This is a genomic window from Campylobacter troglodytis, from assembly GCF_006864425.1.
GTDB lineage: Bacteria > Campylobacterota > Campylobacteria > Campylobacterales > Campylobacteraceae > Campylobacter_D > Campylobacter_D troglodytis.
Genome location: NZ_QHLI01000018.1, coordinates 1 through 15523, shown reverse-complemented (window position 1 = coordinate 15523; position 15523 = coordinate 1). Strand labels below are relative to the sequence as shown.

Here is a 15523-nt window from a genome sequence, read left to right as displayed (position 1 = left end):
ATACAAAAAAATTGCAATTTTTTTAAAATTTACCCTTGACAAAGAGTAGCTATCAGGTCGTATAATTACACAAAGAATTTATTTTCCAAGGAAAAACGATAATTACAAAAACACATATTTTAAGGCGATTGATACTTTTAGCTAATATAATTACAGCCCAAAGCTTGGTAAAATCGATCTTAGTATATATTTTTGTCCTACATTTAAAAGCGAAAATTTAATCAATTTTAGAGTGCTTTTGTGCTGACATTTGCGTAAGCAAAATCGCCGTTTTGTGCAAGGTTTATCGCCCTTGTGTTAATGCAATTGTGTAGCAAGCTTTTAACCCTTAAAGAGTGCGAAAAATCAGCAAAACGAAGTTTCTCTAGAAAATGAGTGGCAAGATTGAAGTTGATGAGAATTATTTTTTACTTCGTTACACTCGCAACTGTAAGCAGAATGGGCAAGGCGTGTTCGTGGTAAGCGTGGGCGTGGGGCTGGCAAGAAAACGACTGTGTTCGGTATGTTAAAGCGAAATGGTTGCGTTTATACGCTCAAACACTTGCTCCGCCAAAGAGCTACTGCCTATAATAAAGGACTTTTCATAGCTTGAAGAAAGTGAAATTTACAGCGATAAGCTTAAAGCCTACGGTGCCTTGGTGGATTTTTTGCTTCGTTTTGTCTTGCAACTTTGCAAGAAGGAGCAAAGGCTCATTACAGAGTAAAACATAGCAAAAACGAGTTTGCAAACGGGCGAAACCATATCAACGAAATTGTGAATTTTTGGGGACCTTACAAAGGCTAGATTAAGTCAGTTTCACGGCAAGAGAATTTTTCTTTTTACGCATTTGAAAGAGAGTGAATTTCGATCTAATGTAAAAGTTAAGAATGAAAATTTGTATAAAATTTTGTTAAAATTGATTAGGAAAAATCCTAGGTCATTTTAGCTAAAAGTATCAATCGCCTATTTTATTTATGCCAAGCCTTATGTTTGGGGTATTTGCGATTTTAACTACTGAGCTTGGAGCTATGGGTATTATCCCCATTATAGCCGAAGAATTTAATGTCAGCGTAGCTGATGCAGGCTGGATGGTAAGTCTTTTTGCTCTTATTGTGGCTTTTACTGCACCGATTACGCCCTTGCTGGCTACAAAATTTAATGCGCAAAAAGTAATGCTTATCTGTCTTGCTGTGTTTAGCATAAGCTCTCTTGTAGCTGCATTTACCACGAATTTTTTACTGCTTTTGTTTTTGCGTGCAATTCCAGCGTTTTTTCATCCTGTGTATTGTGCTTTATCTTTTAGTGTTGCAGCAAAATCCGTGCCCGAAAGCGAAGCAGCAAAAACAACAAGCAAAATTTTTATGGCTGTTTCGGCAGGTATGACACTTGGCATACCTTTTACAAGTTATATTGCAAGTAAAACCTCACTTCAAACAAGCTTTATTTTCTTTGCACTTATCAACGCCATAGCCTTTGTAGCCACGCTCTTTTTTGTAAAAAGCAAGGTAGGCACAAAGGCAAAAAGTCAAAAAAGACAGCTTTATATACTTGTAAAACCTATAGTGTGGATAAGCTTTGCTGCTGTGATTTTCTCAATCGGTGCTATGTTTGGTTTTTATAGCTATATGAGCGAATTTTTACTGAGTGTTACAAAACTTGACTTTACGCTTATTGGCATTGCACTTTTCATTTATTGTTTAAGCAGTGTTTTGGGTAATTTTTTTCAAAATTCACAAAATTTTGAAAAAATTGCAAATTTTTTGATTTTTTTAAAAAGCATTTGACAAACACTAGATGTAATGTTTTATAATTACATTTCTAAATTCAGCATTTAAATTTTAGCTTTTGTTGGTAAAATTCAAGCATTCAAAAAAAAGTTTGAATTTATAGTGTAAAATTAAATTTTTAAAGCAAAAACTTGAATTTACAACGAAAAATTCAAACTTTCAAACAAAAAAGTTTAAAAAATAGCCTAAATTCAAGACTTAAAAAAATAAAGGAGTAAAAATGTCTTACACCATCATAGATGTCGAACGTCAAACGGGCATAGCCTCTCGCACACTTCGCTTTTGGGCGAGCAAGGGGCTTTTCCCATTTACCCAGCTTAACGAGCACGGCACACGCTACTTCGCACAAAGCGATGTCGAGTGGGCTCAGTGGATAGAGTGCTTGCGTGGCATTGATATGAGTATAGAGGACATTCGCCGCTATCTCTACCTCTTTTCGCAGGGCAAGGACACCGCCACACAACGCAAACACCTACTGCAACGTCAGCAAATCAAAATCGAGGAACATTTAGCCAAACTTAAATCCTCGCTTAAAAAAATCAAACGCAAAATTGCCATATACGAGGATATGGAGGAAATGAATGTAGATTTGTTTGACAAAAATAGCAAACATTATTACAAAAATTTGCCAAAATATAAATGCGATGATAATTAGGCTTAAATTGCGATTTTAAGTGTGTTTAAATAGCTTGATTTTTTGCTTGAATTTAGCCAAAAATTCGCAAGTAAGTTGGCAAAGTTTTTAATTTTGTAGGCAAAATTCAAACAATTTTGTGAATTTATTGTAAAAAATTCACAAAATTTTAAGGCTTTTGCAAATTTCTCGCATCTTATTTACACAAAACTTCAAAAAATTCATGGTTTTCATAAAAAATTAAAAAATCTAAAAAAATTTACATTTTTTAGATTCGTCCTTGACAAACACTAGGTGTAATGCTTTATAATGTAGTTACCAAATTTTTAAAGCTAAAATTTGAGAAAACAAAGGTGAAGTATTGCGAGACGATTTTTTTTTTTTTGCTTCGTGCTACGCGTTTTGCAACTGCAAGCAGAAGGGGTTGCACGAGCAAATGAGTGTGGATAGAACAGATAGTTCATCCGCACTAAGTTTGCGAAGTGTCTCCACACCCAACGGATTGTGAGCGTAGCGAAACAAAAAAAGTGTCCGCAAGACAAGCCGAAAAAAAAGAAAGGACTGCAAATGAAAACACAATCTCGCAGAGAGTTTATCAAAACTTCTGCAAAATTAGGTGTAGCAGTTGCTGCTACGGGGCTTTCGCCACTTTTGGCGACAAATCAAGGCGTGAATTCAAATGTGAATTCATCAAATAAAAGCGGTGCAAACACCGCAACTTCAACGAAAGGAAACGCAATGCAAAACACACAAAATAATCCACAAGTGTGGTTTATCACAGGTGCAAGCGGTGGGCTGGGCTTTGCTTTGGCAAAATACCTGCTTGAAAAGGGCGATAAAATCGCTGTTACTTCACGCAAAAAGGGCGTGGAGGCTAAATTTAAGGGCTTGGCGACAGATGATAATTTCTTGCCACTCGTGCTGACATTTGACAAAAACATAGATAGGCAAGTCGCACAAAATCTAGCACAAATTCAAAAGAAATTTGGACACCTTGATAATGTCGTAAATAACGCAGGCTACGGGCTTTTAGGCTTTGTCGAGGAAGTGAGCGAAAAGCAGTTAAGACAACAGTTTGAGGTAAATGTTTTCGCACCTTTCATTGTCGCACAAAACGCCCTTAAAATAATGCGTCCGCAGGCTTTAAGTGAGGGCGGCAACGCCCAAAATATCAAGGCTCGCATTTACAATCTCAGCTCCATCGCTGGCTTTCGAGTGCCTGGGGTTTCCACGACTTATAGTATGAGTAAATTCGCCCTATCTGCACTCAGTGAAGGGCTGATGCAGGATTTAGAGGATTTTGGCATAGCGGTTGTAAATGTGATGCCTGCGGCGTTTCGCACTGAATTTTTGGGTGCGAGTATGAATTTGGGTGAGCTTACACTGAGTGATTATAATGAAAAGCGACAAGCCTTCATTGAACGCACAAATGCCTACAACGGCAAGCAAGCAGGCAACCCTACTGAGTTTGCACGCATTATTTATGAGACTTCGCATATGAAAAAGCCCCCATTTAGCTTGTTTATGGGCGATGCGGCGTTTAAGAGTGCGAGAAATAAAATCGCTTTCGTGCAAAGTGATATGACAGCTACTGAAAGCTATGCGGGTAAGGTGGCGGATTTTGCGGATGCGGGGAATAGTGCGTTTGATAAGCGTTAGTTTTTTTTGTTTGCGTGGCAACGGCGAATTCTTGCGGACGCTTTTAAGGGAGTTTGTGAAAATCTCACGGCGGCAGGTTTCATTACCTAGCCTTGTTCGATTTTCACTGCACAACCCTTAAAATCGTCTCGCAATACTTCGCCTTGTCAAATGGCGTTCAAAAACGGACTTCGTCCGTTAAATTCACGCTTTGGCGTGAATTTTCGCCGTGATTTTGAATAAATCCGTGAATTTTTAAGCAAATTTACTAAAAAATTCACAAAATTCAAAGAAAGGACAAAAAATGAAAGATTTAAATCGGCGTGAATTTCTTAAAAATTCAAGCAAATTTGCATTTGCAGGATTTAGCGTAATGATGGGGCTTTCGCCACTTTTAGCAAGCACAATTTCAAACCCAAATTCAAGCAAAAATATCTTTGTGTATTACACAAGAACGCTCAATACTCACATTTTGGTAAGCTACGCTCAAAGCCTTGTGGGTGGGGCTTTGTGGCAGGTGCAAACGGCAAAGCCCTATCCAAAGGACTATCAAGCCACGGTTGCCCTTGCAAATGAACAAAGAGTAGGAAACATTTTGCCGCAAATACTTGCAAAGCCTGATTTAAAGGGCTTTGAAAATGTCATCATAGCCGCTCCGCTTTGGGGTATGGATATTTGCGCGCCTATGAAAAGCCTTTTAAACAGCGTAAATTTGCAAGATAAAAGGCTTTTTTTAATCATCACAAATGCTGGTTTTTCGCTTGGAGAAAGCGTAAAAAGCGTGCAAAAATACGCCAAGATTAAGCAAATTGCTGGGGTTTTGGATTATAGCTTTAAAAATTACGAAAAAATAGTGCCAAATTTGCTTTCTTTAAATCAAAGGCAAATAGCCTTAAACAAGGCATTTGATACACTTGATAAAAGAAAAATTCAAGCCTTTGTGAAAGGGCTTTGATGAAGATCAAAATTGTGTTAAAGAAAGGTGATAAAACTTGCCATTTTGCTTTTTGTGTTAGCATTTGGCTTTGGTTTTTGGCTAGAAAGGGAGAATTTTATGAAAGATTTATCGCAAGAACGCATTGAAAAATCGCCAAATTTCGTTAAGGATAAGGCGGTGGGGGCTATGTTTGGCTTTATTAAGGGCGGTTTTGTCAATAAACAAAATACGTCTATGATGATAAGCGGCGATGATTTGGTGCATTTGCAAGAAGAAATGGCGAAAAATTTGGGTTTGAAATCGCAAAATTTGGGCGAAAATTCACAAAATTCAACAAAATTTTCAAACGAAAATTCACAAAAGTTAAATGAAAAAAGCGTGAATTTAAATTCAACTCAAAATTCACAAATTCCACACAAAAATTCGCCCCAAAGCAAATTTCAAGCCATTTTGTCATTGCTAAATACGCCAAAAGTACGAATTTCTAGTATCAAAAGTGATTTAACGCAAATGCAAGAAGCTAGTTTTGTGTGGTTTGGACATTCATCATACCTTATAAAGCTAGGCGGTAAGCACATTTTAATCGATCCGATTTTGCAAGATAATGCAGCCCCCGTGCCTTTTATTATCAAAGCCTTTAATGGTGCGGATATTTATACCCCCTATGAGCTTCCAAATATCGATTTTCTCATTATCACACACAATCACTACGACCATTTGAGCAAAAAAACGATAAAAGCACTCGCACATAAAGTGGATAAAGCTATCGTGCCTTTAGGCGTTGGCAAATACCTTAAAGCGTGGGGCGTTGATGAGAGCGATATTACCGAGCTTGATTGGGACGAAGTGGCTAAATTTGATGACTTTGTGTTTTATTGTTTAACGACAAGGCATTTTTCAGGCAGGGGGCTGTTTGACCAAAACAAGAGCCTTTGGGCGAGTTTTCTGCTCGAACACAAGGGCAAAAGGCTGTTTTTTGGGGGCGATAGCGGTTATGGAGAGCATTTTAGGGACTTTGGCGAGCGTTTTGAGAGTATAGACATAGCCTTTTTGGAAAATGGGCAATTCAACGAGCAGTGGGCTTTCATCCACGCTTTTCCGCACCAAAGCCTACAAATAGCAAGAGAGCTTCACGCAAAAGCCATAATGAGCGTGCATAATGCCAAATTCAAACTCGCTCCACACGCTTGGAATGAGCCTTTAAGGCAACTTCACACACTTTATACACAGGACAGTTGGGACTTTGAGCTTTTAATGCCACAAATTGGGCAAATAACACCGCTGTGGGAAAAATTTGAGCTTAAACCGTGGTGGAATTGAGTTTTGCGAAAATGTTAAAGGCGTGAATTTTGACTTGAATTTTGGGCTAAAAATTCACGCCACGCTGTCATTGCGAGCAGTTTTTTTTACAAAAAAACTGCGTGGCAATCCATAACTTTACGCATTTGCGTGAATTTTGGCTTATTTTTGGGCTAAAAATTCGTAGAAATTCACGGCTTTTTAAATTTTTGCATTTTGTTTTCGCAAAAATTTAAAAAATTCACGGATTTTTTGGGTTTTTGTGATTTTTTTAAATTTTTTACAAAAAAATTTGCAAATTTTTTGAATTTTTTTCAAAAAGCCCTTGACAAACACTAGGTGTAATGCTTTATAATGTCGTTACAAATTTTTAAGATTTTTGCCGAAAATGCGAGAAATTTAGCATTTCAAGCATTTGGCAAAAAAGAAAGGATAAAAAATGAAAGACAAAAACAAGGGCAACAAGTCCCTAAATTTAGGCGAAACTGCCTTGAATTCAAATAAAATTCAAGCAGATTTTCAAGGCGAAATTCACACGAATTTAAACACAAATTCAAGTGAATTTCAAGGCAAAAGGCGTGAATTTGTAAAAAATTCAGCCAAAATAGTAGGCTTGACAATGCTTGCTAATGCCTTGCCTTTGATGGCAGCGACAAAGAGCGTGAATTCAGAAAATTCCGCAAATTCAACTTTAAAGGGGATAAAAATGGAATTTGTTACGCTTAACAACGGCGTTACAATGCCTATTTTGGGACTTGGCACTTATGATTTGCGTGGCAAAGACGGGCAAAACGCGATTTTGCAAGCGATTAAGATAGGCTACCGCCTTATTGACACGGCACAAATGTATGGCAACGAAACCGAAGTGGGCGCAGCTGTGGCGAGTTCTGGCGTGAAAAGAGACGAGTTTTTCATCACTACCAAGCTGTCAAGCGATATGAGCTATGATGAAACCTTTCGCCGCTTTGACGAGTCGATGAGAAAACTTCGGCTTGAATTTGTGGATTTATTGCTTATATACGATAATTACAGCGGCTCAAAGCAGATGTATAAGGCTATGGAGAAGCTTTATAAAGACGGACGCATAAGAGCTTTGGGGATTTCAAATTTTAAAGCCACTGAATTTGCGGACTTTGTGAAGTCTTGCGAGATAGCCCCTGCGATAAATCAATGCCAAACGCACATTTTTTATCAGCAAAAGCCCTTACGAGCGGCTATGCAAAAGTATGGGACGATTTTAGAGTCGTGGAGTCCTTTTGTAGCAGGGCGTAATAACTTTTTCAAAAACGAAACGCTGATGAAAATCGCCCAAAAACACGGCAAAACCGTGGCACAAGTGGCTTTTCGTTTTCTCATCGAGCAAGACATAGTGGTGATTCCTAAGACTTCCAAAGAGCAAAGAATGCATGAAAATATCGCTGTATTTGACTTCGCACTTGATGAGAGCGATAGAAAAACCCTAAATGCAATGGATACAAATAAATCATCTTTCGCGTGGGATTCTTAAAAGGTAAGGCAATGAGGACTTTAAGCGAAAGTTTAGGGCTTGAAAGAGTGGATTTTAGTGCTGAGATTTTCAAAAAAGATTTGGCAGGAAAGGGCGTGAATTATCAAAGCGAGGGCTGGGAGCAAATGCTAAAAGCCATCACAAACGCCCAAAAAATTACCGCTTATCTCAACAATGCCTACCATTCGCCTGAGGCTGTGCGTGAGATTTTGAGCGAACTTTTTGGCTATGAATTAGATAGTAGCGTGTGGGTAATGCCGCCCTTTTGCACGGACTTTGGACGAGGCACGCACCTTGCAAAAGGCGTATTTATCAATACTTGCTGCACTTTTATGGATAGAGGTGGGCTTGAAATAGGCGAGAGTGCTTTCATCGCCCCAAAGGTAAATATCGTTACGATAAACCACGATTTTAACCCACAAAACCGCTCTACCACACTTTGCAAGGGCGTGAAAATCGGCAATCGTGTGTGGGTGGGCGTTGGGGCTATTATTTGTCCGGGCGTGGAAGTGGGTGAAAACTCCATAATCGCCGCTGGGGCTGTCGTTACAAAAAGTGTGCCAAGCAATGTTATCGTGGGTGGCAATCCCACAAAAATCATAAAAAGGCTTGAATTTTAAGCTAATTTGCGTGGCTTTGTGGATTTTTGTGCTTTGATAAAAGGCGTGAATTTTGGCTTGATTTTGGGCTAAATATTCAACCCAAGCCGTCATTGCGAGCAGTTTTTTACAAAAAACTGCGTGGCAATCCAACCTTACGCATTTGCGTGAATTTTGGCTTATTTTTGAGCTAAAAATTCGTAGAAATTCACGGCTTTTTTTGAATTTTTGCGTTTTGTTTTCGCAAAAATTCAAAAAAATTCACGGATTTTTTGGGTTTTTATGAATTTTTTAAATTTTTTGCAAAAGAATTTGAAAAATTTAAAATTTTTTTCAAAAAGCCCTTGACAAACACTAGGTGTAATGCTTTATAATGTTGTTACAAATTTTTAAGATTTTTGCCGAAAATGCGAGAAATTTAGCATTTCAAGCATTTGGCAAAAAAGAAAGGATAAAAAATGAGTAGTAAAATTAAGGGCAACAAGTCCCTAAAATTAGGCGAAAACGACTTGAATTTAAACACAAATTCAAGTGAATTTCAAGGCAAAAGGCGTGAATTTCTTACAAATTCAGCCAAGTTTGCGGGCTTTGCGATGCTTAGTGCTTTGCCTTTGATGACGGCTTGTGCTAGTGCAAACTCGGCAAATTCAGGCGTGAATTCAGCGAATTCATCAAACAAAGGCGGTTTAAATACCGCAAATTCAAACAAAGGAAACACTATGAGTAATGCAAACAGCGGTGGTGCAAAGATTACACGCACCCAAAACGGCGTTAATTTCGTCAAGGTAGGCAACACGGACATTGAGATTTCTCAAATCTGCATAGGTGCGATGAGCTTTGGCAAGGCAGGCACTTTGCACGACTGGACACTTAATGAAAAGGACAGCGAAGCCATCATCAAGCACGCCTTGGATAAGGGGCTAAACTTCTTTGACACGGCAAATGTCTATTCTGCTGGCACTAGCGAGGAATATCTTGGCAAGGCTTTGAAAAAGCACGCAAAGCGAGAAAATGTCGTCATCTCGTCAAAGGTGTATTTCAACAAGGGTGTGCTGTCTCGGGCTGCGATTTTAAGGGAGATTGATGGCACTTTGAAACGGCTAGGCACTGACTACTTGGATATTTACATTATCCACAGGTTTGATTACACCACGCCGATTTTAGAGACTATGCAAGCCTTACACGAAGTGGTAAAGGCTGGCAAGGTGCGTGCGCTTGGGGCTAGTGCTATGTTTGGCTATCAATTTATGAATATGCAGCAAGTGGCAAGGGATAACAAGCTAACGCCATTTAGCATTATGCAAAATCACTACAATCTGCTTTACCGCGAGGACGAACGCGAGCTAATCCCTATTTGCAAAGAGCAAAATGTAACGCTTATGCCTTATTCGCCGCTAGCTTCTGGGCGTTTAGCACGCACCGAGTGGAAAAGCGACACTTTGCGTAGCAAGACGGACAAAACGGCTGTGGGTAAGTATGATAAAATGCAAGAACAAGACAAGCTCATCGCTGCTCGCGTGAATGAACTTGCCAAGAAAAAGGGCGTGTCGATGAGTGGGATTTCGCTTGCGTGGCTACTTGCAAAGGGTGTAGGCTCGCCCATCATCGGTGCGAACAAGACAAAATACATTGACGAGGCAGTGGATGCTATGAAAATAAAGCTGAGTGCAAAAGAAATCGCCTTTTTGGAAGCACCTTATGTGCCGCACGAGATTGTGGGGGCGGTAACTGAGGAGCAAGCGAGAGAGTCTTTGAAAAATTTGGTGAAGTAGTGGCTAGCGGCTTGTCTTGCGGACACTTTTAAGGGAGTTTGTGAAAATCTCACGGCGGCAGGTTTCACTACCTAGCCTTGTTCGATTTTCACTGCACAACCCTTAAAATCGTCTCGCAATACTTCGCCTTGTCCGCTTTCGTTCAAATTCTTGTAATTTCACACTTTGCCTAAATTTCCTTTTCTATTTTCTACAATCCATTTTCTAATTCCAAATGTTAATAAATCCACACTAAAATTCACTAAAACAAAGGACTACACAATGGCTTATACTATTAAGGAAGTCGAAAAAATCACAAAAGTCAGCTGCCACACGATTCGTTACTGGGCAAAATGCGGGCTTTTCTCGCATATTGACAGGGACGACAACGGCTACCGCTATTTTAGCGAGCGGGATTTGCAGTGGGTGGGGCTAGTGCAGTGTATGCGTGAGACGGGTATGAGCATCGCCAAGGTGCTCGAGTTTGTCGAGCTTTGCAAACTTGGCGATTCAAGCCTGCCACAGCGTATCGAAATGCTACAACTTCAACGCACAGAGATACTTCGCACTCTAGAAGCCTACGGCAAGGCACTTGAATGCCTTGATAAAAAAATCAAAATCCTCACACAAAAGGACAAAAACCACACAAGCGTAGGCAAAAGCAAGGCACTGAAAGAATACTACGATAAAGAGCGAAACTACAAAAGCCTAAAAGACGGAGCAAGTGCAAAGAAAAGAGTAAAAGCGTGAATGTTTTGTTAAGTTTTGCTTGAATTTTAGGCTTTGCTTTTGAATTTTAGTGAAAAAAGCCCCCCGCCCTTGCGGAGGGGGGTTTGGGGGGCGGGTAAGTTTTGCTTGAATTTTAGGTTGTCGCTGTGTGAATTTTAGCTTTCTTTGTGGGCTTTTTAAATTCGGCTGGCTCGTCTTTTGGCTATAAAATGCTTTTTGTGCGTTCGGCAGACCGCTACCGCTAGTAAAAGCGTGAATTTTGCTTGAATTTTAGTGTGAATTTTTGAGTGTTTCTTGCTATCAAACGCCATAATTTTAGCGTGTCTCTCGTTTGTCTTTCGGCGATAAAATGATTTTTGCGGACTTAACAGACTATTATGTCTAGTTCGTGTCCGCAAAAATCATTTTCTCATCCAAAATACTGCACTCGTGGAAACGCTTTAATTTAAGCGTTTTTGCAATGGAATTTTGTGAATTTTTTAGGTGTTTTGACAAAAAAATTCACAGATTTTTATAAAAATCATAAAAAATTCACGCCAAATTGTAACTTTCTTAAAAAACTTCACAAAACACCAAAAAAATTCACCCAAAAATTCGCCATAAATTCAGCCTTTCATAAAAAATTTTCAAAAAATTTGAAATTTTTTTCAAAAAACCCTTGACTGAGAGCCACTCTCATCTTGTAAAATTTCAAAAGCAAAATAAATTTGCAAATTTATTTGAAAGGATAGACAATGCAAAAGGTGCATTCTCGTGGTGCTTTCGCCACAAATTCAAACGGCTTTGCCGTTCATTCAAGTCGTGGCGGCGAAAATTTGCCAAAAACCGCTACAAATTCAAGCGGCGTTGCGAATTCACAAGAATTCGCCAAAAATTTGCCATCACAAGCAAACACCGCTGATTTAAGCTCAAGGCGTGAATTTCTTAAAAATTCAGCCAAGCTAACAGCAGGTGTAGCTTTATTTGGCGGAGTGTCGATTTTCACAAGCAAGGCAAGGGCAGCTTCGGCAAATTCAGCTTTAGGCGAGAAAATCGCCGCCACAATGCCTAGCTTTACGCTAAACAATGGTGTGAAAATGCCCGCCGCTGGCTTTGGCACGCTCAAACTTGGCGATATGAAACAAACGCAAAAGGCTGTGGAGCAAGCATTAGAGGCAGGTTATAGGCTCTTTGATACCGCACAAAGCTATGCAAACGAAGAAGGCGTAGGTGCGGCGTTTAAAGCAACAGGCGTGAAACGAGACGAGCTTTTCATCACCTGCAAGCTCTTTCGCCCATACGCAAACGAGGCAATGGCTGGCAAGGCGTATTTTGAGAGCCTAAAAAAGCTTAAAACCCCTTATGCAGACTTGTATCTCATTCATCAGCCTGTAAATGACACCTACGGAGCGTGGCGGGCGATGAGTAAGCTCTACAAGGACAAGGCTGTGCGGGCTATCGGCGTGAGTAATTTCAACCCCGCTCGCATTATGGACTTCGTGCAGAACAATGAGATAACACCTGCTGTCAATCAAATCGAATGCCATCCGCATTTTCAGCAAGTTAAGGCACAGCAAAATCTCAAAGAACTTGGCATTCAAATGGAGGCATTTAGCCCCTTAAAACAAACGCGTGATGGCATTCTTACTGATAAAACGCTCACAAAAATCGCCAAAGCTCACAAAAAAACTGTGGCTCAAGTGATTTTGCGGTGGGTGTATCAAAGGGGCATTGTAAGCATTGCCAAGACTTCAAAGATTGAGAGAATGCGTGAGAATTTGGCTATTTTTGACTTTGAGCTTACAGTAGCTGATATGGCACAAATTGCCAAACTTGAAACGAATAAGCCTTTGTTAGACCATCAAGACCCACAAAGGATTAAGTGGTTTAATGAGAGAACCGCTGGGGAGAGTTTGAATAGATAGTTGAGGCATTTTTGTGGGTGCGTTTGATGTCGTTGTCTTGTGATTTTGAAGTGTTTGTTTAAAAAATTCACAAGGCAGGCTCGTCTTTCGGCGATAAATCGCTTTTAACAAACTTCGGCAGACCGCATTCGCTGTTAGTCTAGCCTCGTTTGCCAAAAGCGATTTCTCGCTCGAAATACTGCACCTTTGACTTAAATTTAACTGAAAATTCAGGCTTTTGCGTGAATTTTTTAAACGAAAGCAGACAAGCCGAAAAAAGAAAGGATAAAAAATGAAAACAAGTGTTGCCTTTAAAAAGACTAAATTTATCAGCCTTGCACTTGCTGTAAGTTTTGCGTCGCTTCTCGCACAAGATTTAAGCGATGATTACAAGCAAGGCGTTATGTATTACAGCAAGTTTCGAGGGGGTGTCATTGAGGATATGTATATCTCAAAGGACGATATAATCGCACTTCAAAGAGATGGTGTCTTGCCAAATGGTGCTAAAATCGTGGTTGAGGAATACTTCAACGAGGGCGGCAAAAAGGGTGCGTTAAATCGCTACATAGCTATGCAAAAGCGTGGCAAAGCGTGGGAATTTATGCCTTACAACGCCGATAAAAGCGTGAATTTAAACGACAATCCCGCTCGTTGCAAGGACTGCCACACAAGCTCTATTAGCGGCGAGGATAAGGTGTTTTCGATTGATAGGATTAAATCCTACAAACTAAAATGACGGAGTTTTTGGCAAATGATGAGCGATAAATTCACAAAAACGCAAAAAAGTGCGAAATTCAAGGCTTTGCCACACAAATACGCGAGCAATGATAGCAAATTTGACAAAAAACTTGTGGATATTACCGAGAGAGTGGGCTTTAAACTCGCACTTTTTTCTGTGTCGATGATGACGATTTTAGCGGGTGTCATCGTAAGCCCTGCCCTGCCTGCCATAGAAACGCATTTTAAAGATACGGCAAATGTCGAAATTCTCACGCGCCTTATCGTTACGATGCCAGCACTCTTTGTCTTGCTCTTTGCGCCTGTGGCAGGGGCTTTGGTGGATAAATTTGGCAAGCTTAAATTTCTTTATCCTAGCATTTTGATTTGGACGCTAGCAGGTTGCGGGGCGGCTTTTGTGGATAATCTTTATTTGATACTTGTGTGTCGTGCGGTGTTTGGCATTGCCACAGCTTTTGTGATGACGATTTCTACGACTTTGATAGGGGATTATTTTTCCAAAGGCGGCAAGGACAGAATGCAAGGTGCGCTTGGGCTTCAAAACTTCGTTATGGCTTTTGGCGGCGCACTTGCCACGCTTGCGGGTGGGTTACTCGTTACGCTTTCGTGGCGATACATTTTTTTGGTGTATGCCTTTGGTTTTGTGATTTTGATTGCTAACGCGCTTTATCTTTTTGAGCCAAAATTCACACGCAAAAAAGTCGCACAAGCACCCGTGAAAATGAGCTTTACGCCCTATCTTGGTGCGTGGTTTATGGGCTTTTTTGGCTCTGTGGTGTATTATCTTTGCCCTACGCAGCTGCCCTTTTACATACGCGATTATTTGGGGCTTGACAGCACTTTTGTGGGCGTGGCTATCGGCATTCCACCGCTTACATACGGACTTTGTGCGTTGTTTTATAAGAAAATGTCCCTAAAATTCAGCCTTTTTAGCCTGTATGCCTTTGGTATGGTGCTTTTTGGTGCGGGCTTTCTCATCATCGTTTTTATCCACGATTTTGGTGCGTTGCTTGTGGCGATGGCTATCATCGGCTTTGGCTCTGGGCTTGTGTATATCAACAATTCTGCGTGGATTTTAAAGCTCGCTCCGCAGGCTGTGCGTGGCAAAGTCGTGGGGATTTTGTCAAGCTGCATATTTTTGGGGCAGTTTCTCTCCCCACTACTCACACAGCCACTCGTGGCAAGCATAGGGCTTTTTGAAATGTTTTTGCTTTATGGCACACTCATTTTCATCGTGGCTTTGGTGTTTTTCATCGCAAGCCGTAAAATAAGGGCTAAATTCACTTTTTTTGTCAAAATTTGGCGAATTTTCGCAAAAAATTTGAAAATTTTTGAATTTTTTTCAAAATTTTTCAAAAAACCCTTGACAAACACTAGGTGTAATGCTTTATAATGCTAACAAAATTTTGCAAGAAAGGAGCAAAAAATGAGTAGTAAAATTCAAAGTGAAATTTGCAAAAGCAAATTTCAAGGCGAAAATTGTGTGAGTTTAAACACAAATTCAAGCAATTTTCAAAGACGCGAATTTTTAAGCAAATTCGCAAAAATCGGTGCTGGTTTTGGTGCTTTAAGCCTAATGCCTATTTTTGTTGCTTGCAGTGAAAACAAGAACAATGCCACAAATTCAAGCGACAAGGCAAATTCAAGCGAGAATTTGGCAACTTCACAGAAAGGACAGGCTATGACAAATTCAACTCTTAACGAGTTTTTTACCCTATCAAATGGCGTCAAAGTGCCAAAACTAGGGCTTGGGCTTTGGAGAATCGACAATGACAAGGTAGGTGCAGCCATCGAAGCGGCTGTAAATGTGGGTTATCGCCACTTTGACTCCGCACAAGCCTACGCAAACGAGGCTGGCACAGGCGAGGGCGTGCGAAATGCTATGGCAAAAGGCTTAAAGCGAGATGAGCTTTTTGTAACCACCAAAGTAGCAGCACAGCACAAAAGCTACGAGGCTGCAAGGGCGAGTATAGAGCAGTCCTTGGCAAAACTTGGGCTTGATTATATTGATTTAATGTTAATCCACGCACCTCAGCCTTGG

At 40.2% G+C, this 15523-nt stretch carries 17 protein-coding genes and 1 pseudogene; all 18 read left to right on the top strand.

The window, feature by feature from the left end:
• Nucleotides 1–224: 224 nt before the first annotated feature.
• A pseudogene (locus DMC01_RS16505) lies at nt 225–532 on the top strand (hypothetical protein); the annotation flags it as partial.
• Nucleotides 533–966: 434 nt separating this feature from the next.
• Nucleotides 967–1764 (top strand): MFS transporter, encoded by a 798-nt coding sequence (locus DMC01_RS05225; RefSeq protein WP_246059036.1) that lies wholly within the window; start codon nt 967–969, stop codon nt 1762–1764.
• A 223-nt stretch (nt 1765–1987) separates the two neighbouring features.
• Nucleotides 1988–2422: a MerR family transcriptional regulator gene (locus tag DMC01_RS05220; RefSeq protein ID WP_142693223.1), complete on the top strand. Its 435-nt coding sequence runs from the start codon at nt 1988–1990 to the stop codon at nt 2420–2422.
• 340 nt (nt 2423–2762) lie between these two features.
• Entirely contained in the window at nt 2763–2909 is a 147-nt protein-coding gene (locus DMC01_RS13300; protein ID WP_185908728.1) for a hypothetical protein, read from the top strand.
• A 59-nt stretch (nt 2910–2968) separates the two neighbouring features.
• Nucleotides 2969–4060: an SDR family NAD(P)-dependent oxidoreductase gene (locus DMC01_RS05215; protein ID WP_142693222.1), complete on the top strand. Its 1092-nt coding sequence runs from the start codon at nt 2969–2971 to the stop codon at nt 4058–4060.
• Between the two features lie 283 nt (nt 4061–4343).
• Complete coding sequence (locus tag DMC01_RS05210) at nt 4344–4994, top strand: NADPH-dependent FMN reductase family protein (RefSeq protein WP_142693221.1); 651 nt, start codon at nt 4344–4346, stop codon at nt 4992–4994.
• The gene (locus DMC01_RS15865) at nt 4994–5122 is read left to right on the top strand and encodes a hypothetical protein (RefSeq protein ID WP_282432258.1); all 129 of its coding nucleotides are present in this window, start codon (nt 4994–4996) and stop codon (nt 5120–5122) included. The genes DMC01_RS05210 and DMC01_RS15865 overlap by 1 nt, the downstream gene beginning before the upstream one ends.
• Entirely contained in the window at nt 5094–6296 is a 1203-nt protein-coding gene (locus tag DMC01_RS05205) for an MBL fold metallo-hydrolase (RefSeq protein WP_142693220.1), read from the top strand. The genes DMC01_RS15865 and DMC01_RS05205 overlap by 29 nt, the downstream gene beginning before the upstream one ends.
• The gene (locus DMC01_RS13295; protein WP_185908726.1) at nt 6271–6411 is read left to right on the top strand and encodes a hypothetical protein; all 141 of its coding nucleotides are present in this window, start codon (nt 6271–6273) and stop codon (nt 6409–6411) included. The genes DMC01_RS05205 and DMC01_RS13295 overlap by 26 nt, the downstream gene beginning before the upstream one ends.
• 303 nt (nt 6412–6714) lie before the next feature.
• Nucleotides 6715–7782, top strand: a complete 1068-nt coding sequence (locus DMC01_RS05200) for an aldo/keto reductase (RefSeq protein ID WP_246059035.1) — start codon at nt 6715–6717, stop codon at nt 7780–7782.
• An 11-nt stretch (nt 7783–7793) separates the two neighbouring features.
• Nucleotides 7794–8402 (top strand): DapH/DapD/GlmU-related protein, encoded by a 609-nt coding sequence (locus tag DMC01_RS05195; RefSeq protein ID WP_246059033.1) that lies wholly within the window; start codon nt 7794–7796, stop codon nt 8400–8402.
• Nucleotides 8403–8839: 437 nt separating this feature from the next.
• Nucleotides 8840–10153 carry an aldo/keto reductase gene (locus tag DMC01_RS05190; RefSeq protein WP_221887132.1) on the top strand — a complete coding sequence of 438 codons (1314 nt, stop codon included), beginning with the start codon at nt 8840–8842 and terminating at the stop codon, nt 10151–10153.
• A gap of 261 nt (nt 10154–10414) precedes the next feature.
• Entirely contained in the window at nt 10415–10882 is a 468-nt protein-coding gene (locus DMC01_RS05185) for a MerR family transcriptional regulator (protein WP_142693219.1), read from the top strand.
• Between the two features lie 713 nt (nt 10883–11595).
• Nucleotides 11596–12765 carry an aldo/keto reductase gene (locus DMC01_RS05180; RefSeq protein ID WP_246059031.1) on the top strand — a complete coding sequence of 390 codons (1170 nt, stop codon included), beginning with the start codon at nt 11596–11598 and terminating at the stop codon, nt 12763–12765.
• Between the two features lie 149 nt (nt 12766–12914).
• The gene (locus DMC01_RS15860) at nt 12915–13040 is read left to right on the top strand and encodes a hypothetical protein (protein ID WP_282432257.1); all 126 of its coding nucleotides are present in this window, start codon (nt 12915–12917) and stop codon (nt 13038–13040) included.
• Nucleotides 13037–13480: a cytochrome P460 family protein gene (locus tag DMC01_RS05175; RefSeq protein ID WP_142693218.1), complete on the top strand. Its 444-nt coding sequence runs from the start codon at nt 13037–13039 to the stop codon at nt 13478–13480. The genes DMC01_RS15860 and DMC01_RS05175 overlap by 4 nt, the downstream gene beginning before the upstream one ends.
• An 18-nt stretch (nt 13481–13498) precedes the next feature.
• Nucleotides 13499–14875, top strand: a complete 1377-nt coding sequence (locus DMC01_RS05170; RefSeq protein ID WP_185908724.1) for an MFS transporter — start codon at nt 13499–13501, stop codon at nt 14873–14875.
• A 33-nt stretch (nt 14876–14908) separates the two neighbouring features.
• On the top strand, nt 14909–15523 hold a 615-nt coding region (locus tag DMC01_RS14925), incomplete at its 3' end, for an aldo/keto reductase (protein ID WP_246059030.1).

Coding starts and splice junctions, on each gene's coding strand:
- DMC01_RS05210 (WP_142693221.1), top strand. CDS start 4,344: ATGAAAGATTTAAATCGGCGTGAATTTCTTAAAAATTCAAGCAAATTT.
- DMC01_RS05190 (WP_221887132.1), top strand. CDS start 8,840: ATGAGTAGTAAAATTAAGGGCAACAAGTCCCTAAAATTAGGCGAAAAC.
- DMC01_RS15865 (WP_282432258.1), top strand. CDS start 4,994: ATGAAGATCAAAATTGTGTTAAAGAAAGGTGATAAAACTTGCCATTTT.
- DMC01_RS05215 (WP_142693222.1), top strand. CDS start 2,969: ATGAAAACACAATCTCGCAGAGAGTTTATCAAAACTTCTGCAAAATTA.
- DMC01_RS05185 (WP_142693219.1), top strand. CDS start 10,415: ATGGCTTATACTATTAAGGAAGTCGAAAAAATCACAAAAGTCAGCTGC.
- DMC01_RS05175 (WP_142693218.1), top strand. CDS start 13,037: ATGAAAACAAGTGTTGCCTTTAAAAAGACTAAATTTATCAGCCTTGCA.
- DMC01_RS05180 (WP_246059031.1), top strand. CDS start 11,596: ATGCAAAAGGTGCATTCTCGTGGTGCTTTCGCCACAAATTCAAACGGC.
- DMC01_RS05170 (WP_185908724.1), top strand. CDS start 13,499: ATGAGCGATAAATTCACAAAAACGCAAAAAAGTGCGAAATTCAAGGCT.
- DMC01_RS05220 (WP_142693223.1), top strand. CDS start 1,988: ATGTCTTACACCATCATAGATGTCGAACGTCAAACGGGCATAGCCTCT.
- DMC01_RS05225 (WP_246059036.1), top strand. CDS start 967: ATGTTTGGGGTATTTGCGATTTTAACTACTGAGCTTGGAGCTATGGGT.
- DMC01_RS05200 (WP_246059035.1), top strand. CDS start 6,715: ATGAAAGACAAAAACAAGGGCAACAAGTCCCTAAATTTAGGCGAAACT.
- DMC01_RS05205 (WP_142693220.1), top strand. CDS start 5,094: ATGAAAGATTTATCGCAAGAACGCATTGAAAAATCGCCAAATTTCGTT.
- DMC01_RS05195 (WP_246059033.1), top strand. CDS start 7,794: ATGAGGACTTTAAGCGAAAGTTTAGGGCTTGAAAGAGTGGATTTTAGT.